This window comes from Streptomyces javensis (assembly GCF_039525925.1).
In the GTDB taxonomy this organism is placed as follows: Bacteria; Actinomycetota; Actinomycetes; order Streptomycetales; family Streptomycetaceae; genus Streptomyces; species Streptomyces asiaticus.
On sequence record NZ_BAAAIF010000008.1, the window covers coordinates 23066 to 48573 of the forward strand.

Sequence of the window (25508 nt, forward strand, 5' to 3'; positions counted from 1 at the left end):
CGCTCGGGGGAGCGCCGGGGGGTCAATAGCCTCCCGGCGTGGGGGCGTTCTGGGCTCGGTCCACGGGCAGATGCGCACCGGAGACCCCGCTCGAGGCGTCCGAGAGCAGGAACGCCACGACCTGGGCGACCTCCCGCGGAGTGACCAGTTCACCGCGCGGCAGCTCGGCCGTGAACCGGGCGTATGCCTCGGGCTCCTCGGTGCGCATCCGGTCCCACCGCTTCCCGGGGATCAGCATGGACCCCGGGGAGACGGCGTTCACCCGGATCCCGTCCGGGCCCAGCTCACGGGCGAGTGAGGCCGCGAGATGGATCTGGGCGGCCTTGGCCGCCCCGTACTGCGCCTGGGGTCCCGGCTTCCAGCCGGAGATGGAGGCGATCACCACCACGGAGCCGCCGCCCGCCCGGCGCAGATGCGGCACCGCGGCCCTCACCAGCCGGGCCGTATGACCGACGTTCATCTCCCAGGTGACCGACCAGTCCTGGGGAGCGGCGTCCTCGATGCCGCGGCCGCGGGCGCCACCGGCGCAGGCCACCACGCCGTCGAGACCGCTGAAACGTTCCGCCGCCGCATCCACGAACCGCTCCAGCAGCTCCGGCTCGGTGACGTCCAGCGCTCGGGTGAACGGCTCCCGGTGGCCCTCGGCGCCCAGGGACGCCGCGAGGGACCGCAGGTGCTCCGGGGTCCGCGCACACGTGGCCAACCGCGCCCCGCCGGCCGCCAGGAGCCGTACGATCTGTTCACCCAGCCCCCGGGAACCCCCGGTCACCAGGACCCGCTTGCCGTCCACACCGGACCGTTCCCCCGGGCCGGGCCGCCCCTCGCGGCCCTCGCTCACGCCTGCCACGTCCGGACCGTACAGCCCGAACCACTACGCCCGTACAACCGGACAACCCCCATGCCCTCTCGCCCACCGGCCGGTCCAACCGTTTGTCTACTTGAACGGCGACCGATGGCGCTTTGCGCTGCCTTCGAAGGAGGAACCATGCCGGTAACCGGCACTCACCGCGACCGGGCCGTCTCCGTCCGTGGCAGCTGGTCCAGGCGGGTCGGGTGGGGCGTGCGCACCGCCTGTCACCAGCTCAGATGCCACGCCGTCGGTCACCAGAATGCGCTTACCCGCTCACCCGGACATCAATCACCCCATGTGCCCGTATGCCACCAGAGCCCACAGACCGATGAGGACCGTGAGGACCGACACCGTGAGCCGATCCTGTCCAGGACTGTCGCACCGGCCGGCGTCGGCCGATGAGGAGGGCGAGACGATGGGCACGATCCGTGGCGTCGCGGTCTCCGCGGACCGCCCCCGAACCGATCCGGTTACCGGGCGGGCCGCGCCGCGAACCGATCCGGCCGACGGCCCGGCCGCCGCGGCGATCCCCGTCCCCTGCTCCGGAGGGGAGAGGACGGTGATCCCGCTGGACACCCGTCGGCTCTTCCGGGCGGAGTTCCCCGCCCTCCCCGACCGCGCCGCCGCGGTGCGCCGGATGGTCGCCGGGCATCTGCGCGACTGGCGGCTCGGCGCGATCGTGGACCATGTCGTCCTCGCCACCAACGAACTGTTCGCCAATGCCGTGGAGCACGGCAGCTCCGGCCCGGCCGACACCGTCACCATCACCGTCTCGCTGGAACGCTTCGGCCGTGAGCTGCGGGTGGAGGTGGCCGACGGCTCGCCCGTGATCCCGGTAGCCCGCAAGCCGGAGCCCACCGAGGAGTCCGGACGGGGGCTGGCCATCGTCGAGGACCTGGCGGCCGACTGGGGCACCGAGCCGCCCGACCCCGGAGCCCGGGGGAAGAAGGTGTGGTTCACCCTGCCGCTGGTGGCCACCTCATGAACGCGGGGGCGCGGGGGGAGCGCCGGATGCGGGTCACCGTGGAGACCGACGCGGCCGAATGGCTGCTGGCCGCGAGCGACGACCCCGGGCGGGTGCGGCTCCAGTGGGCCAGCGGCACCGGCCTCGCCGATCTGCCGGTGGGTCCGGTCTTCGACCTGGTGCGGATGTGCGACGACATCGGCACCGCGGTGATCCAGGCGCTGCAACGGCGCGATGCGGCGGGGCCGGTGATGCTGGCCACCGCCAGCCATGTCCTCTCCTTCCTCGTGCCGCCCGGATCCGCGGCCGAGTGGAAGGTGTGGCTGGCCGGGACGGTGTACGCCCGCCGCCGTACGGTGGCCGCGGCGGGTCCGGGCCGGGTGCTGCGCTGCCCCAGGCCCGGCTGCGTACGGCAGGGCCATGTCTGGCTGATCCGGCCCGGCGGCCCCCTCACCGACAGCCACACCCTGCGCGCCGCCCTCCAGGAGGCCGTCGACCGCCCCGGCCTCCCGGGTGCGCTGTTCCGCTAAGCGCTCCGCTGGAACCGCCCTGACCTGCCGTCGATCCGCCTAGGCCGCCGACGGTGGGGCGAACGCGGCGCGGTGTGCCTCGGCGAAGGCGCGGAACGAGCGGGGAGGGCGCCCGGTGACCCGCTCGACGGTGTCCGTCGTACGGTCCTCCGCGCCGTGCCGGATGTCCTCGTCGAGCCCGGCGAGGAAGGCGGCGAACTCCGGCGGCAGCCCTGTCGCCTCCAGCCTCGCGGCCAACTCCCCGGTCTCCACCGCGACATGGCGGACCGGCCGCCCGGAGACCTCCGCCACGACACGCGCCGCCTCCGGGTAGCCGAGCGCCGCCGGGCCGGTGATGATGTGCTCCGTGTCGTGCGGACGGTCGTCCAGCAGGGCCCGGGTGGCGACGGCGGCGATGTCCGTGGCGTCGACGAACGCCACCCTGCCGTCCCCGGTGGCGGTGACGATCTCGCCGTCGCCGCGGATGGCCTGGGCCACCGGATGGTCACCGGTGAAGTTCTGCATGAACCACGAGGGCCGCAGCACCGCCCACTCGGGCACGGTCCGCCGCACCAGCGCGTGCAGCGCGCCGGGGCCGGTGTCCGCCTCGTCGACCGCGGACGAGCTCAGCAGCACCGCCCGCCGCACGCCCTGGGCGACCGCGGTCTCCAGGAACGGCTCCACCATGGGCAGCGGCTCGGCCACCCCCAGGGGCGCGACGAGGTAGAGCCGGTCCACGCCGCGCAGCGCCGCCGCGTGGCCCGCCGGGTCGTGCCAGTCGAACCGTACGGCGTCGGTCACGCCCGCCGCGGCCGCGGCCTCGGGCCGCCGGGTGGCGGCCAGCGCCCGCGCGCCCTCCGCGCGCACCATCCGCAGCACCTGGGAGCCGGTGTTCCCGGTGGCGCCGAGGACCAGAACGGTGGGTTCAGCCATGGGTCCGGCCCTCCTCGGCACCGAAGCTCATCTCGTCGAGCATCAGCGGATTCCAGTAGTCACGGTACGAGGCGATCTCGCCGTCGCGGACGGTGATGACGGCGACGTAACCGGGGCGGAGCGGGCGGCCGGTTCCGACGGCCACGGCGTCCATCGAGAACTCCACGATCAGCACGCCGGGGTCCTCGGTGAGATGGACCACCTCGTGCGCGACGGCACGCAGATCGATGTGGTCGGTGTAGTCCCGCACATATGCGCGTACGGCCTCACGCCCCTCCAGCAGGCGCGGCCGGCCGGGCGGGGCGAAGGGGAACTCCATGGTGCCGTCGACGGCCCACAGATCCGCGAATCCCATCATGTCGTGGCCGAGCAGCAGCTCCTTCGCCCGCTCGAACACCTTGACGCGGTCATCCATGACGTACCTCTCCTCAGTCAACGGGAATCAACAGGACGGTACGGTACCGTCCCGTCCGTACAGCATAGAACGAGACGGTACCGTCCCGTCCATCTGTTAACCTCGGGGTCATGTCGGAGCCCACCCGGCGCCCTCCGAGCGGCGCCGCCACCCTGCGCGCGGACAAGACCGCGGCCATCTCAGAAGCCGTCCTCGACGAGCTCGCCGAGCAGGGCTACGGCCGGTTGTCGATGGAGGCGGTGGCCAAACGGGCCGGGGTGGGAAAGAGCGCCCTCTACCGGCGGTGGCCCTCGAAGCAGCGGATGGTCATCGCGGTCGTGTCCGAGCTGAGCGTCGCCCTGGTCGAGCCGCCCGACACCGGATGCCTGCGCGGCGATGTGCTGGCCGGGCTGCGCGCGGTGGCCGACTGGCTGACCCATCCGCGGTTCTCCCGGATCCTGCCGGACCTGATCGCCGAGGCGCAGCGCGACGCGGAGCTGAGCCAGGCCCTGGCCCGCTGCGTCGGCGAGCCCCGGCGCGCCCGGATGGCCGCCGCGCTGGACCGGGCGGTCGAGCGCGGTGAGCTGCCGCCGGACCTCGACCGGGAACTGGCGCTCGATCTGCTCGGCGGGCTGGTCTACTGGCGCGTCTCGGCCCGTGGCGCGCCCCTGGAGCCCGGCTACTTCGAGCGCGCCGCCGATATGGCGCTGCGGGCCCTGGACGCCCGGCCGCGCGGGGGCTGACGGCCGGGACGCCCGCCGGGTGAGTGCGGGGCTCCTCCTCCGGATGGGCCGGTGAACAGGGCATGCCGGGGCGCGGCCCCGCATCATCGCTTAGTGACGAGCGATGGTGAGCCGCCGCATGTCCTCGACCCAAGGAGCCCCCATGTCCATCGGCCTCTCCGTCCACATCGGACTCAACCAGGTCGACCCCGCGGCGTACGACGGCTGGAGCGGTGAGCTGGGCGCCTGCGAGCAGGACGCCGTGGACATGGCCGGGCTGGCCGACGCCGCGGGGTTCGATGTGACCGGCCCGCTGCTGAGTCCGGCCGCCACCGCGGAGACGGTCACCGCCACCCTGGAGGCCGCGGCCGGGCGGCTGGCCGAGGGCGACATCCTCTTCCTCACCTACTCGGGCCACGGCGGCCAGGTGCCCGACCTCAACCACGACGAGACCGGCGACCGTCTGGACGAGACGTGGGTGCTGTACGACCGGCAGCTGGTCGACGACGAGCTCTTCGAGGTGTTCGGGAAGTTCGCCAAGGGGGTGCGGATCTGGCTGCTCTCCGACAGCTGCCACAGCGGCACCGTGGCCCGGCGGCTGCCCGAGATGCTCAGCCCCCAGGAGCTCGACCGGCGCTTCAGCACCGCCGACCCCCAGGAGGTCGGGCGCAGGATCCGGGCCATGCCCCAGTCGGTGCAGGCCGCCGTCTACCGGCGCGACCGCGACGCCTACGACCGGATCCAGAACACCCGTACCGCCAAGGACCTCGCCAAGATCGACGCCAGTGTGCTGGAGATCTCCGGCTGCCAGGACAATCAGACCTCGGCCGACGGGATCGTCAACGGACTGTTCACCGGTACCCTGCTGGAGGTCTGGCGCGGCGGTGCCTTCGCGGGCAGCTACCGCGGGCTGCACCGGGAGATCGTCAAGCGGATGCCGCCCGACCAGACGCCCAACCTCTTCCAGGCGGGTGCGCTGAACTCCGCTTTCGCTCGGCAGCGGCCCTTCACCATCTGAACCGGGATCTGAGACCGTGCCCATGTCATATGCGTGTGCGGCGGCCCGCCGGGCGAGGTATGACAGTAGGAGGGCACGGCGAGCCGGTGAGGTGCCGGTATGACGACGCATGACCGTGTGGACCAGGAGGAAGAGGCGGCTATCAGCAGCATGGCGACCGGCCCGGGAGGGGTGCTCGACCTGCTGCGGGTCGCCTCCGTGGCCCTGGACGTCGACGGCCGGATCGCCCTCTGGAGCCCCGAGGCCGAACGACTGTTCGGTTACCGGGCGGCCGAGGCGTTGGGGCGCCGCGCGGACAAGCTGCTGGTCCACCCGAAGGACCGCCGGGCGGCCGTGGAGCTCTTCGCACGGGTGAGGGCGGGTGACACCTGGGCCGGTGTCTTCCCGGTCCGCCGCCCGGACGGCTCCACCCTCGAGGTGGAGTTCCGCACCATGGGCCTGCGGGACGCCCATGGCGAGGGCTACGCCCTCGGCCTCGCCGCCGACGAGGGGACCGTACGGCGGCTGGAGACCGACCTGGCCGTCTCCGGCTTCCTGATCAGACAGTCGCCCGTGGGGCTCGCGGTGTTCGACACCGAGCTGCGCTGGCTGCTCGCCAACCCGGCCCTCCAGCAGATGAACGCGATCACCGAGGCCCAGGTGCGCGGCCACCGCCTCGGAGAGGTGCTGCCGGGGCTCGACGTCGAGGCCATAGAGGGCGCGATGCGCCAGGTGCTGGAGTCCGGTGAGCCGCTGCTGGACCAGCAGAGCATCGGCCGGACCCCCGCCGACCCCGACCATGACCACGCCTGGTCGGAGTCGTACTACCGGCTGGAGGACCCCAGCGGCCGGATCCTGGGCATCGCCGTCTCCATCATGGACATCTCCCGGCGGCACCGGGAGACCAGCGAGATCGCCGAGGCGCGCGAGCGGCTGGCCATGATCGCCGACGCCAGCGTCCGCATCGGCACCACGCTGGATCTGCGCCAGACCGCCCAGGAACTCGCCGATGTGACCGTGCCCCGGCTCGCCGACCTCGCCGCCGTCGACGTCCTGGACTCCGTGGTGCACCGCGAGGCCACGCCCCGGGTGTGGACCGACGGCTCCGCCCGCTTCCGGGCCCTCGCCGTCGCCGCCGGGTACCCCACCGACGCCGTCCACGCGGCGGACCCGGTCGGGGAGATCGCCCGCTACGAGCCCAACCGGCTGATCACCCAGTGCGTCCGCGAGGCCCGGCCGCTGCTGGTGCCGCATGTGACCGAGAAGGACGTACGGCGGATCGCCCGGGACGACGACGCCGCCAGGGTGCTGCTGCGCGAGGGCGTGCACTCGTACATCGCCGCCCCGCTGATCGCCCGCGGCAGTGTGCTCGGCACCCTGAGCCTGCACCGCACCATCAACCCCAGGCCGTTCGACGAGGAGGACCTCACCCTCGCCTGCGAACTGGCCATCCGCGCCGCCCTGTGCATCGACAACGCCCGGCTCTACGCCCGCGAACGCGACGCCGCGCTCACCCTCCAGCGCAGCCTGCTCTCCCAGCAGCCGCGCGACCTGGACGGACTGGAGATCGCCTCCCGGTACCTGCCCGCGGTCAGCGCCGCGGGCGGCGACTGGTTCGATGTGCTGCCCCTCCCGGACGGCAAGGTCGGGCTGGTGGTCGGCGATGTCATGGGCAAGGGCATCCACGCCGCGGCCATCATGGGCCAGCTGCGCACCGCCACCCGGGCCTTCTCCCGGCTCGGACTGCCCCCGGCCCAGGTGCTGTGCCATCTCGACGAGATCACCCCCAGCCTGGGGGAGTCCATCGCCACCTGTCTCTACGCGGTCTGCGATCCGCGCACCGGGCGGTGCGAGATGTCCACCGCCGGGCATCTGCCGCCGGTGCTGGTGCATCCCGGTGGCGACGCCGAGCTCATCGACATCCCCACCGGCGCCCCGCTCGGCGTCGGCGGTGTGCCCTTCGCCTCGGTGGAGCGGGACCTGGCCGAGGGCGCGCTGCTGGCCCTGTTCACCGACGGCCTGGTGGAGAAGCGCCATCAGTCCCTCGACGTGGGGCTGCACACCCTGGTCCAGCTGCTCCGCCGCCACCAGGGCCCGCTGGAGCGGATCTGCGACCAGGTGCTGGCCGCGCTGCACGGGGCACCGGACGACGACGTGGCCCTGCTGCTGGCCCGGCTGCGCCGCCCTCGCCTGCCGGAGAAGTCCGTGGTTACCGTGGAGAGTGGCTGAAGAAGGGCCGACCCGTCACGCATTCCATCGATGAGATGACGTCCCCATGGCTCAGCTCGCCCGCCGCTCCGGCGTATTGATCACTCTGGTGGCCCTCGCCCTGGGGACCACGGCCTCCCTCGCCGGTGGAGCGGAGCCGATCCCCAGGCCCACCCCCAAGGTCGCCGTGATCGGCACCGGGGGCACCATCGCGGGCGTCAGCAGGACCAAGGTGTCCTTCGACGACTACCAGGCGGGCAAGCTCCCGGTGTCCCGGCTGGTGAACGACCTCAGACCCCAGGTGAACCGGATCGCCGACGTGACCACCCAGCAGTTCGGCAACAAGGACTCCAACAACTACACGATCCCCGAGTACCGCCGGCTCACCGCCGCCGTGGACCACGCCCTGAAGTTCAACGACGGGGTCGTGGTCACCACCGGCACCGACACCATGGAGGAGTTCGCGTACTGGCTGGATCTGACGGTCCGCAGCGACAAGCCGGTGGTGCTCACCGGCGCCATGCGGCCCTGGACGGTGATCGGCTCCGACGCCCCGGCCAACCTCTACAACGCCATCCACCTCGCCGCCAGCGGCCGGACCACCTGCTTCGGCACCGTGGTGATGCTCAACGACCAGATCCACGCCGCCCGCGAGGTGCGCAAGTCCGACACCCTGCGGCTGAACGCCTTCAGCAGCGGCAGCAGCGGAGAGCTCGGCGTCATCGACCAGAACCACATCCGCGTCAACCGCGCGCCCGCGCGGGTCGAGCAGTGCGGCAAGCCCGGCTGGAAGACCCCGTTCGACCTCGACCGGATCGCCCGGCGGCCACTGCCGAAGGTGGACATCGCCTACAGCTACCAGGGCGCCGGACCCCAGGCCATCAAGGCGTTCGCCGACGCCGGGGCGGCCGGGATCGTCACGGCGGGCACCGGGGCGGGCGGTCTCTCCCCGGCCATGACCGAGGCCCGGGACGACGCCGTCAAGAACGGGGTGGTCATGGTCTCCGCCTCCCGCACCGGCTCCGGCGCGGTCTACGACCCCGATGTGCGCGGCGTCATCGGTGCCCAGGACCTGACCCCGCAGAAGGCCCGGCTGCTGCTGCTTCTGTCGCTCGCCACCACCCACAACGAGCATCGGATCCAGGGTTGGTTCCACACGTTCGGCACCGGGCAGTTCACGGTCCGCCGCTAGGGGGTGTCCGCCCGGTCCTGACGCCTGCGGCGGGCTGCTCCCCTCCCCGCCCCTTCCCGCTACCAGGGGCGGAGCCCCGCATTCCAGCCCCTCCGGCGTTTGAGGAGCGGGGTCTGGGGCGGAGCCCCAGTTGCGGGAAGGGGCGGGGAGGGGAAAGATCAACCGGACGCCGCCCAGTGGCGGGCCGCGCTGCCGCGGAACGTGGCTCGGTAGGCGCTCGGTGACACTCCCAGCGCGGTGTGCAGATGCTGCCGGAGTGAGGCGGCGGTGCCGAAGCCCGCGTCCGCCGCGATCCGGTCCACCGGCAGATCGCTCTCCTCCAGCAGCTGCCGGGCGCGCTCGAGCCGCCGCTGGGTCAGCCACTGCACCGGGGTCATCCCCACCTCGTCCCGGAACCGCCGGGAGAAGGTCCGTACGCTCATCGACTCCCGCTCGGCCAGCTCCCGCAGGGTCAGCGGACGGTCGAGCCGGGTCAGCGCCCAGGCGCGGGCCGCGCCCGTGGAGCCGCCGCGCCGCTCCGGCACCGGCCGCCGGATGAACTGCGCCTGGCCGCCGTCGCGGTGCGGGGCCACCACCGATGCGCGGGCCACCTCGCCCGCCACCGCCGCGCCGTGGTCGCGCCGGATGATGTGCAGGATCAGATCGATACCGGCGGCGTCCCCGGCCGAGGTCAGCACCTCGCCCTCGTCCGCGTAGAGGACGTCCGGGTCGAGCGCGACGGCCGGGAACAGCTCCCGGAACCGGTCGGCCTCCTGCCAGTGGGTGGTCGCCCGGCGCCCGTCCAGCAGGCCCGCGGCCGCCAGGACGAACGCCCCCGTGCAGATCGAGGCGATCCGGGCGCCGGGGCGGATCCGGGCGAAGGCGCCGGTGAGCGGGGCGTCCAGCGTGCCCTCGGTCTGTGGCGCGTCCGGTTCGTTGGCGGCCGGGACGAGCACGGTGTCGGCCTCGGCCAGCGCCTCCGGGCCATGTGCGACATTCATCGTGACGTCGGAGTCCGTACGCACCGCACCGGGGACCAGCGCGCAGGTCACCACCTCGTACAGCGGCTCGCCCGCGGCCGATACGGCCCGGCCGAACAGCCGGTGCGCGATGCCCAGCTCGAATGGCAGCAGCCCATGGCGGACCAGCACCGCCACCCGATGGCGGCCGGGGTGGATGAAGACGGACATGGCGCGATTCTCGCAGACGCGCCGATCCGGCCATCACTTCTTGGCGCGGCTCGGCTGCACCCGCTTCGGCTCGCCCGCCATCTTCGGATGCTCCGGCGGATACGGGAGGTCGCCCAGACCGTGCTCCCGCTCGTCCCGCGCGGCCAGCTCCAGCGCGGCCTCCAGCCGGAAGATGTGCTCGTCCATGTCCGCGTGCACATCGCCCAGCTCGCGGTAGCGCACCGGCATGGTGGCCAGGTCGAAGTCGCGCGGCCGGGCGTCGGGCACCTCCTCCCAGCGCAGCGGAGCGGAGACCGGGGCATGCGGGCGGGGACGCACCGAGTAGGCGCTGGCGATGGTGCGGTCGCGGGCGGTCTGGTTGTAGTCCACGAAGATCTTCTCGCCGCGCTCCTCCTTCCACCACTTGGTGGTCACCCGCTCCGGAGCCCGCCGCTCCAGCTCCCGCGCGATCGCGATCGCGGACCGCCGAACCTGGGCGAAGGTCCACTCCGGGGCGATCGGGACGAAGACGTGCAGCCCCCGGCCGCCCGAGGTCTTGGGCCACCCGCGCAGCCCCAGCCCGTCCAGCACCTCGCGCAGCTCTCCCGCGGCCCGCACCGCGTCCTCGTAGTCGGTGCCCGGCTGCGGATCGAGGTCGATCCGCAGCTCATCGGGGTGTTCGGTGTCCCCGCGCCGCACCGGCCACGGATGGAAGGTCAGGCTCCCCAGATTCGCCGCCCACACCACGGCGGCCGTCTCGGTGGGGCAGATCTCGTCCGCGTGCCGCCCGCTGGGGAAGGAGATCCGGCCGGTCGGGATCCACTCCGGGAGGTTCTTCGGGGCCCGCTTCTGGAAGAACGACTCCCCGTCCACCCCGTCCGGAAAGCGCTCCAGCGTCGTCGGCCGGTCCCGCAGCGCCCGCAGCGCGCCCTCGCCGACCGCCAGGTAGTAACGGGCGAGGTCCAGCTTGGTGAACCCGCGCTCCGGGAAGTACACCTTCCCGGGGTTGGTCACCCGCACCGTGCGACCGCCGACCGTGAGCTCCACCGACTCTCCCATACGCACACGCTAGGCCCGCCCGCCCGGGGCCGCCTCCCGGCGGGCGCCCGGCCCGCCACAGGAGCACAATCGGAGGTCATGGACCTTCCGGTGATGCCTCCCGTCGAGCCGATGCTGGCCAAGGCCGTGGCCACCATCCCGCCCGGGATGGTCTACGAGGGCAAATGGGACGGCTTCCGGGCCATCGTCTTCCGCGATGGGGACGAGATCGAGATCGGCAGCCGCACCACCAAGCCGCTCACCCGCTACTTCCCCGAGCTGGCCGGGGCGCTGCTCGCCAACCTGCCACCGCGCTGCGTCCTGGACGGCGAGATCGTCATCGTGCGGGAGGGGCGGCTGGACTTCGACGCCCTGCTGGAGCGGATCCACCCCGCCGACTCCCGGGTGCGGATGCTGGCGGAGCGCACCCCGGCCAGCTTCGTCGCCTTCGACCTCCTGGCCCTCGGCGACGCCTCGCTGCTGGACGCCCCGCAGCGCGAGCGCCGCGCCGCCCTCACCGAGGCGCTGCGCCACGCCGAGGCCCCGGTGCACCTGGCCCCCTGCACCGACGATCTCGAGGTGGCCCGGCAGTGGTTCGAGAGTTACGAGGGGGCCGGGCTCGACGGCGTCGTGGCCAAGGGCCCCGACCTCCGCTACCGCCCCGGTGAACGCGTGATGGTCAAGGTCAAGCACGAACGCACCGCCGACTGTGTGGTGGCCGGGTACCGCGTCCACAAGTCCGGCCAGGGCATCGGCTCCCTGCTGCTCGGCCTGTACGACGACACCGGCCGCCTCCAGCACGTGGGCGTCAGCGCCGCCTTCACCGCGCGCCGCCGCCAGGAGCTGCTGGCCGAGCTGGAGCCGCTGCGCATGGCGACCGTCGAGGGCCACCCGTGGGCCGACTGGGCGCGCGAGGAGGCCCATGCCCAGGGCCGGATGCCGGGCGCGCCCAGCCGCTGGACCGGGGTCAAGGACCTGTCGTGGGTGCCGCTGCGCCCGGAGCGGGTGTGCGAGGTGGCCTACGACCACATGCAGAGCCGCCGCTTCCGGCACACCGCACGCTTCCGGCGCTGGCGGCCGGACCGGGAGCCCGAGCAGTGCACCTACGACCAGCTGGAGGAGCCGGTCTCCTACGATCTGCGGCAGGTGCTGGGCACGGCCCCGGGGTCGTAGCCACGCTTGACGCCTGCGGCGGGCTTTTCCCCTCCCCGCCCCTTCCCTCAACTGGGGCTCCGCCCCAGACCCCGCTCCTCAAACGCCGGAGGGGCTGGAAGGCGGGGCTCCGCCCCAGACCTCCGGGGGTCCAGGGGCGAAGCCCCTGGTAACGGGAAGGGGCCCAGCCCCAGCTTCGGGGCCCGGGGCGGAGCCCCGGTTTCGGGAAGGGGCGGGGAGGGGAACAGCCCGCCGCAGGCGTCCCCCCAGCCGCTCAGCCGCCATGCGTCACCGCTTGCCGCCCCGGGCCGGGCGCTTGGCCATCCGTACGAACCAGTCGCGTGCCGCGTCGGCGGCCTGCTCCAGGGTGCCCGGCTCCTCGAAGAGATGGCTCGCCCCGGGCACCACATGGATCTCCTGAGGGGCGGCGAGCATGGCGGCCGCCTGCTGGTTGAGCCGCAGCACCTCGTGGTCGTCACCGCCCACGATGAGCAGCACCGGCGCCCGCACCCGGTTCAGCGCGCCGCCCGCGAGATCGGGCCGCCCGCCCCGGGAGACCACGGCCGCCACCCGCTCCGGCCGCTCCGCGGCGGCCGTCAGCGCCGCCGCCGCGCCCGTACTGGCGCCGAACAGCCCCACCGGCAGCCCGGAGGTGGTCGGGTGCCCGTCGAGCCAGTTCACCGCGGCCCCCAGCCGGCGGCCCAGCAGCGGGATGTCGAAGCGCAGCTCGGCGGTGATCGCGTCCACCCGCTCCTCGGCCTCGGTGAGCAGATCGAACAGCAGGGTGGCCAGATCCGCGTCCTGCAACACCCGGGCCACCGCGCGGTTGCGCGGGCTGTGCCGGGAGCTGCCGCTGCCGTGGGCGAACGCGACGACGCCGATGGGCCGCTCGGGAAGGGCCAGATCGCCCACGAGCATGGCGTCGTCCGCGGCGATACGGGCGGTCTCGGAGCGCATCGGCCACCTCCTGCCGGGGGTTGCGCGGGCTGGTGCGGTCGCTAGGCGTAGGCCATGAGCCCTTGCCGCAGCTCGCTGTAGAGCCGGGAGAGCCTGCGGGATATGTGCATTTGGGAGAAGCCCAGGATCTCACCTATCTGGCTCTGCGAAAGCCCCGCGAAGAACCTCAGATAGAGGACGTAACGGTCCTGCTCCGACAGCTCGGCGATCAGCACCCGCAGCGCCTCGCGGTTGACGACGCGTTCGATCGCCGCGTCGTCCGCGCCCACGGTCTCGGCGAGCAGCCGCTCCTCGGCGCCCTGTACGGCGGCGTTGAGGGAGAGCGGGGTGCACGAGGCACTGGCCTCCAGACCGGCCTTCACATCCTCCTGGGGCATACCGGTGCGCAGACAGATCTCGTGGATGGTGGGGGTGCGCCCGCCGAGCTCCTGCTCCAGCGCGTCGCGCGCGGAGCGGGTGCGAGAGCGGACCTCCTGGATGTTGCGGGGGATGTGCAGCGTCCATAGGTAGTCGCGGAAGTGGCGCTTGAGCTCACCCGTGATGACGGGGATGGCATAGGAGGGGAAGGCGTGGCCGAGGTCGGGGTTGTAGCGGTCGACGGCCTTCACCAGGGCCAGTGAGGCGACCTGGGTGAGGTCCTCCATGTTCTCGCCCTTGTTGCGGAAGCGCAGCGCCAGGCGTTTGGCGACCGGAAGCCAGGCGCAGATGATCGCCTCGCGCAGCGCGTCGCGTTCGGGCCCGGACGGGAGCCGGGACAGACGCAGGAAGGCACCGCCGGTGTCGGGAGTGTCGTCATGGCGTCGTTGGCGAGTCGCGGTTGCTGACATGGTCACTCGCCTCCGTGGTCCGATGTCACGGCGGTCGCCACCAGATTCGCACGGGCCCTCACACCTCGCAATTCGACCAAATTGGTGATGGTATGGGCGCCTTTGGGTGGTATCCGGTTTCACGGTGCTTCACCCCGGTCGTGGCGGGGTATCCACCCGGGATGAACGCACGCCTTCGTCTCGCCCAGCAGCCCGAGGCGGACGCCCTGCTCGAGCGCGACCCCCTGGCCCTGATGATCGGGATGCTGCTCGATCAGCAGGTGCCCATGGAATGGGCGTTCTCCGGTCCGTACACCATCGCGCGGCGCCTGGGCAGGGACGATCTGGACGCCCAGGAGATCGCCGCCCACGACCCCGAGGGGTTCGCCGCGCTGCTGTCGGAGAAGCCCGCCGTGCATCGCTACCCGGGTTCGATGGCGGGGCGCGTCCAGCAGCTGTGCCGGTATCTGACCGAGCACTACGGGGGCGATCCGACCGCCCTGTGGCGCGATGACCCCTCCGGCCAGGAGCTGCTCCGGCGGCTGAACGAACTGCCCGGTTTCGGCAAGCAGAAGGCGCAGATCTTCCTCGCGCTGCTGGGCAAGCGGATGGGGGTGCGGCCGGAGGGCTGGCGCGAGGCGGCCGGGGCGTACGGCGAGGAGGGCGCGTATCGCTCGGTGGCCGACATCACCGGGCCCGAGTCGCTGGACAAGGTCCGCGCCCACAAGCAGGAGCTCAAGCGGCAGGCGAAGCAGGCGAAGCAGGCGAAGGGCGGCGCCTGAGCTTGGGCCGGGGCCTGGGCCGGGGGCCGGGGCCTGGGCCTGGGACTCAGCCACGATGGCGCCGCGGCCGACCGGTCGGGGCGATTCCGGCGGAGCGCTCAGGCGGTGCCCAGTGAGTCCCGCAGGGTGTCCACGGCCAGGGTGAGCGCTGCCCGTGCGGCCCGGGTGTCGCGCAGCGGGTCCAGCATCAGGAAGTCATGGATGATCCCCTGCATCCGCAGGGCGGTGACCGGCACCCCGGCCTCCCGCAGCTTGGCCGCGTACGCCTCGCCCTCGTCGCGCAGCACATCCGCCTCCCCGGTGATGACCAGGGCGGGCGGCAGTCCGGCGAGCTGTTCGGGGGTGGCGCGCAAGGGGGAGGCGGTGATCTCGGAGCGCTGCGCCGGGTCGGTGGTGTACTGGTCCCAGAACCACTTCATCGCCTCACGGGTGAGGAAGTAGCCCTCGGCGAACTGCTCGTAGGAGCCGGTGTCGAAGGCGGCGTCGGTCACCGGGTAGAAGAGCACCTGCCGCACCAGCGGCAGATCGCCGCGCTCCTTGGCGAGCAGGGTGAGGGCGATGGCCATGTTGCCGCCCACCGAGTCCCCGGCCACCGCGATCCGGGAGGCGTCGAGCCCCGCGCCCTCGCCGTGCGCCACGATCCACTGGCCCACCGCGTAGCTCTGCTCGACCGCCACCGGGTAGCGGGCCTCGGGGGAGAGGTCGTACTCGGGGAAGACGACCGCGGCGCCCACCCGGACCGCCAGCTCCCGGACCAGCCGGTCATGGGTGTGGGCATTGCCGAACACCCAGCCCGCGCCGTGGATGTAGAGAATCGCCGGAAGGGTGCCGACGGCCTTCGGAGGGCGCACGATCCGGGCCCTGACGCCGCCCGCCGGGATGCCCCCGACGCTGATCCACTCCTCGTCCACCTCGGGCTTGGGCACCTCGCCCGACTGCACCTCGTCGAGTGTGCGACGGCCCTCGGCGGGCGTCACCTGGTACGGATACGGCGGTTTGGCGGTGGCCTCGGCGAACGCCGCGGCGGCGGGTTCGAGGACGGGGCGGGCCGGAGCGGTGGTGGCCATCTGCTTCTCCTTTGCCGGTCCGGTTCCGTCCGACGATCTCACTCCGGCCGCCGCGGCACCCACCGCTGTTACGCCACCCGGGAGCCCCCCGGCCCGATGAGCTCCCGGGGCTCACCGGGTCAAGGGGCTCACCGGATCAAGGGGCTCACCGGATCAAAGGGCTCACCGGGTCACGGGGCCGGGCGCCGGTGAGGGGTCCGGGACCGGGTCCGGGCCCGGCGGCTTGGGCACCGGATCCGGGGACGGGTCCGGCGGGGGCCCGGGCGTGGGGCTCGGCGGCGGCTCGGGCGGAGGAGAGGGAATCGGGTCGGGTGGCGGGCCCGGGGGCGGCCCGGGCACGGGGCCCGGTGCGGGCCCCGGTTCGGGACCGCCCGGACCGGGCGACGGGGTCGGAGACGGCGGCCCGGGGTCTCGCAGCGTCGGGTGGATGGGGGTCGGCTCGGTCTGCCGTGCCACGGTGTCCTCCAAAGCTCTTGGGCTGGTGGCCACGTCACTTCCGGGGCGGGTGCCCCGGTCCCCTGGGGTGTACGCATGGTCTCGGCGGTCGCACTGTCGCCAATGCGACGTCTTCCTGATCCGGATCCCGGAAGTCCGGACCTTCACCTACCCACATCGTACGTACGACGCCTGCGCGGACCGCGCATGATGTGCGCGGTTCACTCGCCTTCGACGACCGTGACCTCGACCCCCTGGGCGCGCAGTGCGCGGATCTCTTCCGGGTCCGCGTCGGCGTCGGTCACCAGCGTCCAGCCGGGCGGCAGCCGTACCCAGGTGTGGAAGGGACGGCGGCCGATCTTCGCCGAGTGGGCCAGGACGTACACCGCCTCCGCCCGGCGGGCCATCAGCTCCTTCAGCCGGGTCTGGCGCAGATCCGCCTCGCAGATGCCGTGTTCGGCCGTCACCCCGTCGGCGCCCAGGAAGACCCGGTCGAAGGTCATGCGCTCCAGGGCGGCCTCGGCGAGCGGGCCGAGGAAGCTCTGGCTCAGCGGGCGGAGCGTACCGCCGAGGCATTCCACCCGCACGGTCTCCACGTCGGCGAGCTCCTGTAGCGCGGTGAGCCCGGTCGTGGCCACCGTGAGCCCCTCGGCGGTGCGCAGTTCATGCGCGAGAGCGCCGACGGTCGACCCGGCGTCGAGCAGCACCGTCTCCCCGGCGCGCACCGTCGACGCCGCCCAGTGCGCGATGGCCCGCTTGGCCTCGAACGCCTCGCCCGTGCGCTGGCGCAGCGACGCCTCCGGGTGGGCCACCAGGGCCATCGCCCCGCCGTACGTCCGTGCCAGCCGACCGTCCGCGGTGAGCTGGGCGAGGTCGCGGCGGATGGTGGAGGCGGTGACCCCGAAGGTGCGGGACAGCTCCTCCACGCTGGTCAGACCCGTGGTCGTGGCCAGGTGGACGATCTGGTCGCGGCGGGCTCGCGCTCCGTTCACCGGCATGTCTTTCGCGTTCTTCACCGTGGACTCGGCCTCGCGTTCCTCAACGTGGCTCCCCGCGTCAGCGGGCGGGGGACGGCGACATCTCGGCGGCCTGCCGCAGCGCCTCGATCATGCTACCGGCGTCGGCCACACCCGTACCCGCGATGTCGAAGGCGGTGCCGTGGTCCACGGAGGTGCGGATCACCGGCAGCCCGACGGTCAGATTCACCCCGGCCTCCAGACCCAGCACCTTGACCGGGCCGTGCCCCTGGTCGTGGTACATCGCCACGATCAGGTCGTAGTCCCCGCGCCCGGCCAGGAAGAAGGCGGTGTCGGCGGGGAGCGGGCCGCGGGCGTCGATGCCGTCCGCGCGCAGCGCCTCCAGCGCGGGCACGATCTTCTCCTCCTCCTCGCCGTAGCCGAACAGCCCGTTCTCACCGGCGTGCGGATTGATCCCGCAGACCCCGATCACCGGTTCGGGGGTGCCGGCGCGGACCATCGCCTCATGGCCGCGGCGCACGGTGCGCTCGACCAGGCCGGGCTCGATCTTCCGCACCGCGTCGATGAGCCCGATGTGGGTGGTGACGTGGATGACCTTCACCGTGGGGGTGGCCAGCATCATCGACACCTCCTCGACCCCGGTGAGATGGGCCAGCAGCTCGGTGTGGCCGGGGAAGACATGGCCGCCCGCGTGCAGCGCCTTCTTGTTGAGCGGGGCGGTGCAGATGCCCTGCACCTCACCGTTCATGGCGAGTTCGGCGGCGGTCCGTATGTACTGGTACGCCGCGTCCCCGGCCACCGGGGAGAGCTCGCCCCAGGGCAGATCGGCGGGGAGCAGCCCGAGGTCGATGACGTTGATCCGGCCCGGGGCGAACACCGCCTCGCCGGGCGCGGCCACGGTGACGACCTCGCACGCGACGCCGCGCAGCCGGGCGGCCTGCCGCAGCCGCTCCGCGTCCCCGATGACCACCGGCCGGCAGCGCCGCAGGGTGTCCGGGTCGAGCAGCGCGGGGACGACCACCTCGGGTCCGATGCCGGTGCCGTCGCCCATGGTGACCGCGATCAGCGGAAGCGGGGCGGGATCGGTGTCCGCACCAGCGGCCCCGGTGGGGGCGAGGTGGGGGGAGGAGTTCATGAGGTGACCTTCCGTTCGGTCGAGTGGGGGCGCAGCGCGTGGACGATGTGGCGCAGGGAGTCGGGATCTCCGAAGCTGCCCGGCCGGGTCACGACGGATCGCCCGTCGGGGGTGCGGAGGTGGACGGCGCCGTGGTGCACCTGGCCGACCGGGTCGAGCTCGGTCACCGCCAGGGCGTCCAGCACCCGGCGCGCCGTCTCGGCGCCGGTCAGCACGAGGTCGAGGGCCCCGCGATGGGCGGCGACGGCCGCCCGGACGGCCCGGGACAGCCCGAGCACCAGCCGCCGCCCGGACACGGGCCCCGGCCCGGCGCCCGCCGCCTTCTCCGGGGCTGTGCGGTCGGCCCCGTCACCGGACGTCGGCGGGGTGGCGCGCCGGGGGCCGGGTACCGGGGGCGCCGTGGTGTCGGGGCCGACGGCCTCGTGCGCGGGACGGGCGGGACGGGGGGACGGGATGGGAGCGGTGTCCGTCGTCGGCGGCTTGGGGCCGGACGGGGCGAGGGAGACGACCGTGACCGGGTCCGTCACCGGTGGCAGCCGCACCGGGGGGCCGTCCGACAGCAGCCTGGCGAGCGGCAGCCGGTGATGGGTGGCCCCATCCTCGACCAGCCGCCGGACCTGCTCAACGGCCGCGGGTTCGGCCGTGCCCACGACGACCAGCACGGGTCGCCCGGCGCCCGCCGAGGGCGTCGCCGTTCCGGCGGCCCCTGCCGCCGGTGTGGTGGCGGGGGTACCCCGGGTGGCGGCGGGGGGCGGAGCCGTAGTCGCGTCGGTGGTGGTTCCGGTGCCCGTAGAGGGCGCTGCCGCTGCGGCGGCCGCGACCGGTTCGGCGTCGGGCACGGCCGGGGCCGTGGCGGAGGGAGCGGCCGCCTCGGTGGCGGGGGTGGCGACCTGGCCTCCGGCCGCGGCCGAGGCCGTGGCGCCGAGCGCGCCCGGAGCGGACGGGATCCCCGCGACCGTCATCCCCGTGGCCGGGAAAGCCGTCGCCAGGTGGCGGCCCACGGCCAGGGCCAGGCCGCCCGAGCCGACCAGTCGCATCCCGGGGCCGTCCGCGAGCGATGCCGCGACGATCGCGTCGAGGTCCGCGTCCGTCTCCGCGTCGCAGATGGCCACCCGTCCCGCCACCGCGGCCGCGCGCAGGGCGGTGAGCAGGGTGGGTCGGGAGGACCGCACGGTCGTGAGCGGGACCAGGGCGGTGGGCAGGCCGCCCAGCGCCTGGGCCACCGAGGTGGGCGGGGGGACGGCCTCGGCGCGCCATGCGTCGCCCTCGTGGAGCGGCACTCCGCCGATGTGGACCACCCCCGAGCGCACCACGCGCCCGGCGATCGGCAGCGCGGGGGCGAGCACCACCCCCGCACCGCCCTCCGCAAGGGCGGCGATCTCGGCGGCGACATTGCCCCGCAGCTGCGAGTCGATCTTCTTCAGGACGAAGGGGTCCGGGGGGCCCGGGGGGGCCAGGAGGTCCGGGGCACCCGAGCCGCCCCGGCAGGACCCGTCCGGCCAGGACATCCGCAGCGCCTCGCGGACCGCCTCCGCCGCCTCCGCCGCCGGGCGGTACCGGGAGTCCAGGTCCAGGACGGTCGCCTCGCCGGCATGGCGGGGGCGAAGGGCCGTCGCCATGCCGGCGGCGCCCGGCCCCCCGAGGAGCAGCACCCGACTGCGTGTTGTGCGCGAGCACACCGCGGCCGCCACCTCCGCGGCGCCCGACAGGTCATCCGCGATGGCCAGCAGCCTCCGGCTGGGCGTCATGTCCACCGGTACCTCCTCGAGCGACCATGACAGGCGGAGCGGCTCCACATCGTGGGCATCGTCTCCGTGGTCCCGATGATGACATACGTTGCGCGAAGTGCGCGAGAAGTATTGCGTAAAGCGCGCAGTCATGTCACGGTGACCGCCGCGACACTTCGACCCGTACGGCCGTCATCCGGGCGCCGCACGGGTCGAGCGGGCCGGTAGCCCGCCCGACACGTCGCTCGCCTCAGGAACGCCGAGAGGTCAACGATGACCCGTATCCCCTACGCCCCGGCCCTCAGCCGCCGGTCCGTGCTGCGCCTCGGAGCAGGCGCCTCAGCAGGTATCGCCCTCGCCCCGCTCACCGGGTGCGCGGGCCCCACCGGCGCCCCCGGGCCCGGCGCCATCAGTCTCGGGCTGAACCGCTCACTGGTCAGCCTGGACAACAAGCTCAACCAGTTCGACGCGGCGGTCACCGTGCAGCGCGCGGTGCGCCAGGCGCTGACCCGGATCGGCAAGGGGCTACGCCCCGAACTCGCGCTCGCCGACCGCTTCGAGATGACCGAGCCCACCGCCTGGACGGTGCGGCTGCGCGAGGGGGTCCGCTACTCCGACGGAACTCCGGTCACCGTCAAGGACGTGTCGACCGCGCTGAAGATGTACGCGGGCGTCAACGGCTCGTTCATCGTCGGCCTCTTCCCCGAGATGCCCACCGTCGAGCCGGTCGACGGGCGCACCTTCCGGCTGCACACCAAGCGCCCGGTCCCCATCCTCGACCAGCTGATGGCCAACATCCTGATCAGCCCGGCCGCCGGGAACCGGCCCGAGGAGCTGTCCGGCGGGGCGGGCTCCGGCCCGTACGTGGTCACCTCGGCCAACTCCGGCACCGGCGAGTACACCCTCGCCGTCAACCCCCGCTACTGGGGCCGGCGCCCCACCGTGGACCGGGTCCGGGTGCGCTTCGTGCCCGAGGAGTCCAGCCGTGTCGTCGCCGTGCGCAGCGGTGAGCTGGACGTCATCGACACCATCACCCCCGACTCCGCCGAGCAGCTCAAGGGCCTGCCGGGGGTGCGCCTGGACCGTACCTCGGGCACCCGCGTCAACCAGCTGTTCTTCAACTTCCGCAAGCCACGCGGACATCCGCTGGCCGACGCCCGGGTGCGCGAGGCGCTCAGCTACGCCATCGACGGCGAGGCCCTGGTGCGCGATGTGCTCACCGACTCGGCCCAGCAGGCCGAGGGCGTCGTGCCGCTCGCCCTCAAGGGGGCCGTACGCACCGGGCGTTACGTCCATGACCCCGGCGAGGCCCGCAAGCGCCTCGCCGCGCTGGGTGCGAGCGATCTCAAGGTGAAGATCATCTGGGAGTCGGGCGAGTTCCCCGCGGACACCTCGGTGATGGAGGCGGTACTGGAGATGCTGCGCGATGCCGGTGTGCGCGCCAGTCTCCAGCAGTTCGAACCGGGCGGCGACATCCAGCAGTGGCGGCAGGGCCGCCGCGGCGACTGGGACGTCCTCGGCAACGGCTTCTCCGTCCCCACCGGCCACGCCTCCACCAGCCTCCAGGGCATGTACGGCGGCACGCCGGAGAAGGAGAAGAGCCGGGACACCTACCAGGGCTATGTCTTCCCCCGGATCGCCACCCGGCTGGCCGACGCCTCCGCCGAAACCGACGAGAAGACGCGGAACGAGCGGCTCGCCGCCGTCCAGAGGCAGATCTGGGACACCCGCCCCTGCCTGTGGGCCTTCGTCCCCGATGTGGTGCTGGCCCGCCGCACCCGGGTGCGCGACGTGGGCCTGCTCCAGCTCAACTCCTACGACCTCGCCGCCGTGCGCCTGGAGGGCTGAGCCGTGACGCGCTATCTGATACGCCGCCTGGGCCAGAGCGTCCTGACCGTCTTCCTGACCCTCTCCACCGTCTTCGTCCTGGTCCGGATGGCCCCCGGCGACCCCGCCGCCGCCCTGGCCGGGCCCAACCCCTCCACCGCGGACCTCGCCCGGATCCGGGAGCAGTTCGGCCTCGACCGCGGACTGCTCACCCAGTACGGGCTCTTCCTGCGCGATCTGTTCACCGGCGACCTCGGCACCAGCTACTCCTTCCACGCGCCCGCCCTGGACGTGGTGCTGGACCGGGTGCCGTACACCATCACCCTCTCCCTCTCCGCGATCGCCCTGACCACGGTGGTGGCCGTGCCGCTCGGCGTGTGGATGGCCCGCCGCGCCGACACCAAGCGGGAGCTGGGCGCCAATGTGCTGACCATCGCCGGGCAGTCCATGCCGGACTTCTGGATCGGCGTCATGCTGCTGACCCTCTTCGCCGTGGCCGTCCCGGTGCTGCCCGCGTCCGGCTTCACCACCTGGGGCGGACTGATCCTGCCCACCGTCACCGTGGCGATCCTCCAGATGGCGCTGATCTCCCGGCTGGTCCGCCGGGAGATGGTGGCGGCGCTCGCCTCGCCGTACGTCACCGTCGCCCGCTCCCGAGGGGTCTCGACCCGCGTACTGACCTGGCGCTACGCCATGGGCAACTCCGCCATCCCGGTGCTCACCGCGCTCGGCACCCGGTTCGCCGCGATGCTCAACGGAGTCGTGGTGGTCGAGGTGGTGTTCGGCTGGCCCGGGGTCGGCTCGCTGGTCGTCCGCGCCCTGGAGACCCGCGACTATCCGCTGATCCAGGCGACCGTGCTGGTCACCGCCGCGCTGGCGGTCCTCGTCCAACTCCTCATCGACCTGGCGTACCCGCTGCTCGACCCGCGGGTACGCCTGGGAAAGGCGGCCTGAGATGCAAGGCGCCCTCGAACCCCCGGCCCCCGCCGGGGCCGGCCCCGGGACCCGCCCCAGCGCGGTCACCGCCAGGGATCTGGCCCGCGCCACCGCCACCCGGCGCCGCCGCAGCGCGAGCCTGAAGCTGTGGGCGGGCGCGGTGTGCACCCTGCTGGTGGTGGTGCCCGTGGCCCTCGCCCAGGTGCTGCCGCTGCCCGGCGCGGGCGACCAGGACCTCTCCCGGCGCAGGCTCGCCCCGCTGACCGACGGCCATCTCTTCGGCACCGACCAGCTCGGACGCGATGTGCTCTCCCGGGTGCTGCACGGTGGCCAGGTGTCCCTGACGGTCGGAGTGCTCGCCGTCGTCGTCTCCGGCCTCATCGGCATCGTCGCGGGCGCCGCCGCCGGGTACTACGGCCGCTGGGTGGACGCCGTCGTCTCCCGGTTGCTCGAGGCCCAGATGTCGCTGCCGCTCCTGATGATGCTGCTGCTCGTGGTGGCCCTCTTCGGCCCCTCCGTCACCGTCATCACCTGCGTCATCGCCATCGCCCAGTGGCCCGAGGTGGCCCGGCTGACCCGGTCCCTGGTGCTGGTCGAGCGGGAGAAGCCGTATGTGGCCGCCGCCCAGGTGCTGGGGCTGCCCCGGATCGCCATCCTGGCCCGCCATGTCATCCCCAACATCGTCCGCCAGGCATCGCTCGTGGTCCTCCTGCTGCTCGCCCAGGCGGTGCTGCTGGAGAGCGCCCTCAGCTACCTCGGCGCGGGCCCCCAGCGGCCGTTCGCCACCTGGGGCCGGATCATCTCGGACGGCCAGGACTACATCACCACCTCCTGGTGGCTGGTGACCCTGCCCGGCCTCGTCATCGTGCTGCTGGTGGTCGGGGTCAACCTGCTGGGCGACGGACTGCGCGACCGCACCCGACGGCGTACGACGGAGGGCTCCCGATGAGCGACCCGAAGAGCGCCCCGGCGGACACCCCGCTGCTGGAGGTCGAGGACCTGCGGATCGAGCTGATCACCGACCGCGGTGTGGTGCGCGCGGTCGACGGGGTCGGCTTCACCATCGGCCCGGGCGAGACGGTCACCATCATCGGCGAGTCCGGCTCCGGCAAGTCCACCACCGCGATGGGGCTGCTGCGACTGCTGCCCGAAGGGCTCGCCGTCCTCTCCGGAACCGCCCGGATCTTCGGCGCCGACGTCATCGCCGACGCCACCGCCGCCGGGCGGATCCGCGGCCGCGGGGTGTCCCTGATCCCCCAGGACCCGATGACCGCGCTCAGCCCGGTGCACACCATCGGCCGTCAGCTGGGCGAGGCGCTCCGGCTGCGCCATCCGGGGATGTCCCGCGCCGACGCCCGCGCCAAGGGCGTCGAACTGCTCGGCCGGGTACGGATCCCACGCCCCGAGACCCGCTGGGGCGCCTACCCCCACCAGTTCTCCGGCGGCATGCTCCAGCGCGTCCTCATCGCCATCGCGCTGGCCGCCGAGCCCCGGCTGCTGGTGGCCGACGAGCCGACCTCGGCGCTCGACGTCACCGTCCAGGCGGGCGTCCTCGACCTGCTGATGGAGCTCCAGGAGCGCACCGGCATCGGCATCCTGATGATCACCCACGACCTGGGAGTGGCCCGGCTGGTCTCCGACCGCATCCACGTCATGCGCGACGGCCGTTTCGTGGAGTCGGGACCGGTGGAACAGATCGTGGACCACGCCCGCGAGCGGTACACCCGCGATCTGCTCGCCGCCGTGCCCACCCTGGGCCCCTGGGACGAGACCCCCGCGGCCGCCGTCACCGAGGAGGCGCTGTGACAACCACACCCCTGCTGGCCGTCGAGGACCTGGTGGTCGAATACCCGGTCGCCGGCGGTGTCTTCCGCGCCGTGGACGGCGTCAGCTTCGCCGTCCCGCCCGGCGGGGCGCTCGGCGTCGTCGGCGAGTCCGGCTGCGGCAAGTCCACCATCGCCCGCTCCATCGTCCGGCTGCTGCGCCCCACCCGGGGCCGGATCCTGCTCGACGGAACCGATATCGCGGGCCTGCCCGAGCGACGGCTGCGTCCGCTGCGCAAGCGGGTGCAGATGGTCTTCCAGGATCCGTACGGCTCCCTGGACCCGCATCTGACGGCCGAGGAGATCGTGGCCGAGCCGCTGCGGCTGAACGGCATGCGCTCCGGGGCCGAACGCGCCCGCCGCGCCGCCGCGCTCATCGACCAGGTCGGGCTGCCCGCCGGTGCGCTCCAGCGCCGCCCGGCCGAGTTCTCCGGCGGCCAGCGGCAGCGGATCGGCATCGCCCGCGCCCTGGCCAGCGGCCCCGAGCTGCTGGTGTGCGACGAGGCCACCTCCGCGCTTGACGTCTCCGTACAGGCCCAGGTGCTCCAGCTGCTGCGGGAGCTCCAGGCCGAACAGGGGCTCGCCTACATCGTCATCTCGCACAACCTCGGTGTGGTCCGCGAGATCAGCTCCGAGGTGGTGGTGATGCGCGCCGGGCGGATCGTCGAATCCGGTCCCACCGGCACGGTGCTCTCCGCGCCCGCCGACCCCTACACCCGGGCGCTGCGGCGGGCGGCGCTCGACCCGACGACCATGCGGGGACGCAAACCGCGCGCCCTCGTGTCCGCGATCGCGGCCGACCAGGAATCCGTCGCGGCCGACGGGGAATCCGTCGCGGCCGACGGGGAGTCCGTCGCTGCCGGCCAGGAACCAGGAGCGGCGCACAACCGGTAGTTCCCCCGAACCCGTACCACCACGACCATGAGGAG

The 25508-nt window shown here is 73.3% G+C and carries 24 protein-coding genes; 13 read left to right on the forward strand and 11 right to left on the reverse strand.

Annotation, left to right across the window (positions count from 1 at the left end; all coding sequences use genetic code 11):
• Positions 1–22: 22 nt before the first annotated feature.
• A complete protein-coding gene (locus ABD329_RS10005) occupies positions 23–838 on the reverse strand; it encodes an SDR family NAD(P)-dependent oxidoreductase (protein WP_198276625.1) in 816 nt (271 codons plus the stop codon).
• Positions 839–1265: 427 nt separating this feature from the next.
• Between ABD329_RS10005 and ABD329_RS10010 the strand changes: the two genes are divergently transcribed.
• Together ABD329_RS10010 and ABD329_RS10015 are read left to right on the forward strand one after the other, a co-directional pair.
• Positions 1266–1835: an ATP-binding protein gene (locus ABD329_RS10010; protein ID WP_198276610.1), complete on the forward strand. Its 570-nt coding sequence runs from the start codon at positions 1266–1268 to the stop codon at positions 1833–1835.
• A 26-nt stretch (positions 1836–1861) separates the two neighbouring features.
• Positions 1862–2344 (forward strand): hypothetical protein, encoded by a 483-nt coding sequence (locus tag ABD329_RS10015; RefSeq protein ID WP_246618379.1) that lies wholly within the window; start codon positions 1862–1864, stop codon positions 2342–2344.
• 39 nt (positions 2345–2383) lie between these two features.
• Here ABD329_RS10015 and ABD329_RS10020 read toward each other — a convergent pair whose 3' ends face one another.
• Positions 2384–3256 carry an NmrA family NAD(P)-binding protein gene (locus ABD329_RS10020; RefSeq protein WP_198276608.1) on the reverse strand — a complete coding sequence of 291 codons (873 nt, stop codon included), beginning with the start codon at positions 3254–3256 and terminating at the stop codon, positions 2384–2386.
• Positions 3249–3671 carry a nuclear transport factor 2 family protein gene (locus tag ABD329_RS10025; protein WP_198276607.1) on the reverse strand — a complete coding sequence of 141 codons (423 nt, stop codon included), beginning with the start codon at positions 3669–3671 and terminating at the stop codon, positions 3249–3251. Before ABD329_RS10025 ends, ABD329_RS10020 begins: the two co-directional genes overlap by 8 nt.
• A 110-nt stretch (positions 3672–3781) precedes the next feature.
• On the opposite strand from ABD329_RS10025, the gene ABD329_RS10030 reads away from it, so the two are divergent.
• The 4 genes from ABD329_RS10030 to ABD329_RS10045 all read left to right on the forward strand — a co-directional run bounded on the left by ABD329_RS10030 (position 3782) and on the right by ABD329_RS10045 (position 8769).
• On the forward strand, positions 3782–4393 hold the full coding sequence (locus ABD329_RS10030) for a TetR/AcrR family transcriptional regulator (protein ID WP_198276606.1): 612 nt from the start codon (positions 3782–3784) through the stop codon (positions 4391–4393).
• Between the two features lie 142 nt (positions 4394–4535).
• Positions 4536–5390, forward strand: a complete 855-nt coding sequence (locus ABD329_RS10035; protein ID WP_198276605.1) for a caspase family protein — start codon at positions 4536–4538, stop codon at positions 5388–5390.
• Positions 5391–5489: 99 nt separating this feature from the next.
• The gene (locus ABD329_RS10040) at positions 5490–7598 is read left to right on the forward strand and encodes a SpoIIE family protein phosphatase (protein WP_246618378.1); all 2109 of its coding nucleotides are present in this window, start codon (positions 5490–5492) and stop codon (positions 7596–7598) included.
• A gap of 46 nt (positions 7599–7644) precedes the next feature.
• Positions 7645–8769, forward strand: coding sequence for an asparaginase (locus ABD329_RS10045; protein ID WP_198276604.1), 1125 nt, complete (start codon positions 7645–7647; stop codon positions 8767–8769).
• Between the two features lie 158 nt (positions 8770–8927).
• Here the strand turns inward: ABD329_RS10045 and ABD329_RS10050 are convergent, their stop codons facing one another.
• A complete protein-coding gene (locus tag ABD329_RS10050) occupies positions 8928–9938 on the reverse strand; it encodes a GlxA family transcriptional regulator (protein WP_198281922.1) in 1011 nt (336 codons plus the stop codon).
• Positions 9939–9971: 33 nt separating this feature from the next.
• Positions 9972–10976 (reverse strand): non-homologous end-joining DNA ligase, encoded by a 1005-nt coding sequence (ligD, locus tag ABD329_RS10055; protein ID WP_198281921.1) that lies wholly within the window; start codon positions 10974–10976, stop codon positions 9972–9974.
• 78 nt (positions 10977–11054) lie between these two features.
• Here ligD and ABD329_RS10060 point away from each other — a divergent pair, with 78 nt between their 5' ends.
• Entirely contained in the window at positions 11055–12128 is a 1074-nt protein-coding gene (locus tag ABD329_RS10060) for an ATP-dependent DNA ligase (protein ID WP_198281920.1), read from the forward strand.
• A gap of 267 nt (positions 12129–12395) precedes the next feature.
• On the opposite strand, the gene ABD329_RS10065 is transcribed toward ABD329_RS10060, so the two are convergent.
• Together ABD329_RS10065 and ABD329_RS10070 are read right to left on the reverse strand one after the other, a co-directional pair.
• Positions 12396–13064: a dienelactone hydrolase family protein gene (locus tag ABD329_RS10065; RefSeq protein ID WP_198282157.1), complete on the reverse strand. Its 669-nt coding sequence runs from the start codon at positions 13062–13064 to the stop codon at positions 12396–12398.
• A 41-nt stretch (positions 13065–13105) separates the two neighbouring features.
• A complete protein-coding gene (locus ABD329_RS10070; protein WP_059146221.1) occupies positions 13106–13891 on the reverse strand; it encodes a sigma-70 family RNA polymerase sigma factor in 786 nt (261 codons plus the stop codon).
• 161 nt (positions 13892–14052) lie between these two features.
• On the opposite strand from ABD329_RS10070, the gene ABD329_RS10075 reads away from it, so the two are divergent.
• A complete protein-coding gene (locus ABD329_RS10075) occupies positions 14053–14652 on the forward strand; it encodes an HhH-GPD-type base excision DNA repair protein (RefSeq protein ID WP_198282158.1) in 600 nt (199 codons plus the stop codon).
• A gap of 98 nt (positions 14653–14750) precedes the next feature.
• Here the strand turns inward: ABD329_RS10075 and ABD329_RS10080 are convergent, their stop codons facing one another.
• The 4 genes from ABD329_RS10080 to ABD329_RS10095 all read right to left on the reverse strand — a co-directional run bounded on the left by ABD329_RS10080 (position 14751) and on the right by ABD329_RS10095 (position 20014).
• Positions 14751–15719, reverse strand: coding sequence for an alpha/beta hydrolase (locus ABD329_RS10080; protein WP_198282404.1), 969 nt, complete (start codon positions 15717–15719; stop codon positions 14751–14753).
• Between the two features lie 656 nt (positions 15720–16375).
• On the reverse strand, positions 16376–17152 hold the full coding sequence (locus tag ABD329_RS10085; RefSeq protein ID WP_198282222.1) for a DeoR/GlpR family DNA-binding transcription regulator: 777 nt from the start codon (positions 17150–17152) through the stop codon (positions 16376–16378).
• 58 nt (positions 17153–17210) lie between these two features.
• The gene (gene pdxA, locus ABD329_RS10090; RefSeq protein WP_344316248.1) at positions 17211–18266 is read right to left on the reverse strand and encodes a 4-hydroxythreonine-4-phosphate dehydrogenase PdxA; all 1056 of its coding nucleotides are present in this window, start codon (positions 18264–18266) and stop codon (positions 17211–17213) included.
• Positions 18263–20014: a four-carbon acid sugar kinase family protein gene (locus ABD329_RS10095; protein WP_344316272.1), complete on the reverse strand. Its 1752-nt coding sequence runs from the start codon at positions 20012–20014 to the stop codon at positions 18263–18265. The genes pdxA and ABD329_RS10095 overlap by 4 nt, the downstream gene beginning before the upstream one ends.
• A gap of 252 nt (positions 20015–20266) precedes the next feature.
• Here ABD329_RS10095 and ABD329_RS10100 point away from each other — a divergent pair, with 252 nt between their 5' ends.
• The 5 genes from ABD329_RS10100 to ABD329_RS10120 are packed head-to-tail and all read left to right on the forward strand — an operon-like array spanning position 20267 to position 25473.
• Entirely contained in the window at positions 20267–21841 is a 1575-nt protein-coding gene (locus ABD329_RS10100) for an ABC transporter substrate-binding protein (RefSeq protein ID WP_198282216.1), read from the forward strand.
• A gap of 3 nt (positions 21842–21844) precedes the next feature.
• A complete protein-coding gene (locus ABD329_RS10105) occupies positions 21845–22774 on the forward strand; it encodes an ABC transporter permease (protein WP_086883580.1) in 930 nt (309 codons plus the stop codon).
• A gap of 1 nt (position 22775) precedes the next feature.
• Positions 22776–23705 (forward strand): ABC transporter permease, encoded by a 930-nt coding sequence (locus ABD329_RS10110; protein ID WP_344316249.1) that lies wholly within the window; start codon positions 22776–22778, stop codon positions 23703–23705.
• Positions 23702–24562 carry an ABC transporter ATP-binding protein gene (locus tag ABD329_RS10115; protein WP_198276322.1) on the forward strand — a complete coding sequence of 287 codons (861 nt, stop codon included), beginning with the start codon at positions 23702–23704 and terminating at the stop codon, positions 24560–24562. Before ABD329_RS10110 ends, ABD329_RS10115 begins: the two co-directional genes overlap by 4 nt.
• Positions 24559–25473 (forward strand): ATP-binding cassette domain-containing protein, encoded by a 915-nt coding sequence (locus tag ABD329_RS10120; RefSeq protein ID WP_309142670.1) that lies wholly within the window; start codon positions 24559–24561, stop codon positions 25471–25473. The genes ABD329_RS10115 and ABD329_RS10120 overlap by 4 nt, the downstream gene beginning before the upstream one ends.
• The last annotated feature ends 35 nt before the right edge of the window (positions 25474–25508 follow it).

Bases quoted from the DNA above. Each gene is read 5' to 3' on its own strand.
- ABD329_RS10010 (WP_198276610.1), top strand. From the start codon at position 1,266: ATGGGCACGATCCGTGGCGTCGCGGTCTCCGCGGACCGCCCCCGAACC.
- ABD329_RS10015 (WP_246618379.1), top strand. From the start codon at position 1,862: ATGCGGGTCACCGTGGAGACCGACGCGGCCGAATGGCTGCTGGCCGCG.
- ABD329_RS10020 (WP_198276608.1), bottom strand. From the start codon at position 3,256: ATGGCTGAACCCACCGTTCTGGTCCTCGGCGCCACCGGGAACACCGGC.
- ABD329_RS10025 (WP_198276607.1), bottom strand. From the start codon at position 3,671: ATGGATGACCGCGTCAAGGTGTTCGAGCGGGCGAAGGAGCTGCTGCTC.
- ABD329_RS10030 (WP_198276606.1), top strand. From the start codon at position 3,782: ATGTCGGAGCCCACCCGGCGCCCTCCGAGCGGCGCCGCCACCCTGCGC.
- ABD329_RS10035 (WP_198276605.1), top strand. From the start codon at position 4,536: ATGTCCATCGGCCTCTCCGTCCACATCGGACTCAACCAGGTCGACCCC.
- ABD329_RS10040 (WP_246618378.1), top strand. From the start codon at position 5,490: ATGACGACGCATGACCGTGTGGACCAGGAGGAAGAGGCGGCTATCAGC.
- ABD329_RS10045 (WP_198276604.1), top strand. From the start codon at position 7,645: ATGGCTCAGCTCGCCCGCCGCTCCGGCGTATTGATCACTCTGGTGGCC.
- ABD329_RS10050 (WP_198281922.1), bottom strand. From the start codon at position 9,938: ATGTCCGTCTTCATCCACCCCGGCCGCCATCGGGTGGCGGTGCTGGTC.
- ligD (WP_198281921.1), bottom strand. From the start codon at position 10,976: ATGGGAGAGTCGGTGGAGCTCACGGTCGGCGGTCGCACGGTGCGGGTG.
- ABD329_RS10060 (WP_198281920.1), top strand. From the start codon at position 11,055: ATGGACCTTCCGGTGATGCCTCCCGTCGAGCCGATGCTGGCCAAGGCC.
- ABD329_RS10065 (WP_198282157.1), bottom strand. From the start codon at position 13,064: ATGCGCTCCGAGACCGCCCGTATCGCCGCGGACGACGCCATGCTCGTG.
- ABD329_RS10070 (WP_059146221.1), bottom strand. From the start codon at position 13,891: ATGTCAGCAACCGCGACTCGCCAACGACGCCATGACGACACTCCCGAC.
- ABD329_RS10075 (WP_198282158.1), top strand. From the start codon at position 14,053: ATGAACGCACGCCTTCGTCTCGCCCAGCAGCCCGAGGCGGACGCCCTG.
- ABD329_RS10080 (WP_198282404.1), bottom strand. From the start codon at position 15,719: ATGGCCACCACCGCTCCGGCCCGCCCCGTCCTCGAACCCGCCGCCGCG.
- ABD329_RS10085 (WP_198282222.1), bottom strand. From the start codon at position 17,152: ATGCCGGTGAACGGAGCGCGAGCCCGCCGCGACCAGATCGTCCACCTG.
- pdxA (WP_344316248.1), bottom strand. From the start codon at position 18,266: ATGAACTCCTCCCCCCACCTCGCCCCCACCGGGGCCGCTGGTGCGGAC.
- ABD329_RS10095 (WP_344316272.1), bottom strand. From the start codon at position 20,014: ATGACGCCCAGCCGGAGGCTGCTGGCCATCGCGGATGACCTGTCGGGC.
- ABD329_RS10100 (WP_198282216.1), top strand. From the start codon at position 20,267: ATGACCCGTATCCCCTACGCCCCGGCCCTCAGCCGCCGGTCCGTGCTG.
- ABD329_RS10110 (WP_344316249.1), top strand. From the start codon at position 22,776: ATGCAAGGCGCCCTCGAACCCCCGGCCCCCGCCGGGGCCGGCCCCGGG.
- ABD329_RS10115 (WP_198276322.1), top strand. From the start codon at position 23,702: ATGAGCGACCCGAAGAGCGCCCCGGCGGACACCCCGCTGCTGGAGGTC.